Annotated in this window: 2 protein-coding genes; one reads left to right on the top strand and one right to left on the bottom strand. The window is 43.5% G+C overall.

The features are described 5' to 3' along the window. Positions 1-30: 30 nt before the first annotated feature. Entirely contained in the window at positions 31-162 is a 132-nt protein-coding gene (locus NG792_RS28800; protein ID WP_261237807.1) for a hypothetical protein, read from the bottom strand. Between NG792_RS28800 and NG792_RS28805 the strand changes: the two genes are divergently transcribed. After that, positions 161-1,012 (top strand): nitrate ABC transporter ATP-binding protein, encoded by an 852-nt coding sequence (locus NG792_RS28805; protein ID WP_261237808.1) that lies wholly within the window; start codon positions 161-163, stop codon positions 1,010-1,012. The two genes, NG792_RS28800 and NG792_RS28805, sit on opposite strands and share 2 nt — an antisense overlap. Positions 1,013-1,218 lie beyond the last annotated feature (206 nt).

Below are 1,218 nucleotides of genomic sequence, written 5' to 3' on the forward strand. Positions count from 1 at the left end.
AAATAAAACGCCATACTACGATGGCCGAAATTATTCTCGATACCCGCGAAAGAGATCCGCTTTCAGCTTGATAGTAGTAACGGTTTCATCGTCAAGTTTAATGAGGGGCAGGGCAGCTAGATCTCTCAAGGACTCACTCGTAAAATAGGAGAAATTGGTCATGCAACAAGTCGTCTACAAAAAATTTAAAGCTAATCAAGTCAATCAGCCATCGGATAAAAAGCCTTTTGTGGTTTTTGAAAATGTTTCTAAAACCTATAAAAGTGCGCGAGGTTCTCACACGGTTTTACAAGATGTCAATTTAACCGTTAATCGGGGCGAATTTATCTGTGTGATCGGTCATTCCGGTTGTGGAAAATCTACCTTATTAAATATGGTGTCCGGGTTTAATACCCCCTCTACGGGTTCGGTGACGGTGGGTGGAGAACCTGTCCTTAAACCCGGACCCGATCGCATGGTGGTTTTCCAAAATTACGCCCTCTTGCCTTGGTTAAGTGCTTTTGAAAATGTCTATCTGGGCGTTAATGAGGTTTATCCCCAAAAATCGAAACTGGAAAAAGAGGCGATCGTCAGAGATCATTTAGCGATGGTTGGTTTAACCGAAGCGGCGGATAAAAAACCCAACCAAATTTCTGGGGGGATGCGTCAACGGGTTTCCATTGCCCGCGCTTTGGCCATTCGTCCTAAAGTTCTGATTTTAGATGAACCTTTTGGGGCTTTGGATGCCATTACTAAGGAGGAATTACAAGAGGAGTTATTACAAATTTGGAACGACCATCGCTGTACGGTGTTAATGATTACTCACGATATTGATGAGGCGTTATTCTTGGCGGATAAATTGGTAATGATGACCAATGGCCCCGAAGCCAAAGTAGGCGAAATTATGGAAATTCCTTTCTCCCGTCCTCGCGATCGCGAGCGCATTATGGAAGACCCCTTATATTACGATTTGCGTAACTACGCCTTAGACTTCCTTTATAACCGTTTTGCCCACGATGACACCAAGGATTAACCGTAAAAAGCCTTGCTCGGGGAGATGATAACAACAGTTTCATAAGCGATGTCAAAAATTTTTACTGTTGTCCCTCCCCCCTCCCAGAGTCCTCCCCTTACCAAGAGCAGGATTCGGGGAGGGGGGCAAAATCTTTGTTTATATCTCCGGTGCAAATCATACACAGACCCTTGTCATTTAAAATGTAAAATAGGATAGCTTAAAAA

The organism is Laspinema olomoucense D3b, from assembly GCF_025370785.1.
Classification (GTDB): Bacteria; Cyanobacteriota; Cyanobacteriia; order Cyanobacteriales; family Laspinemataceae; genus Laspinema; species Laspinema olomoucense.

Bases quoted from the DNA above. Each gene is read 5' to 3' on its own strand.
- NG792_RS28805 (WP_261237808.1), top strand. From the start codon at position 161: ATGCAACAAGTCGTCTACAAAAAATTTAAAGCTAATCAAGTCAATCAG.
- NG792_RS28800 (WP_261237807.1), bottom strand. From the start codon at position 162: ATGACCAATTTCTCCTATTTTACGAGTGAGTCCTTGAGAGATCTAGCT.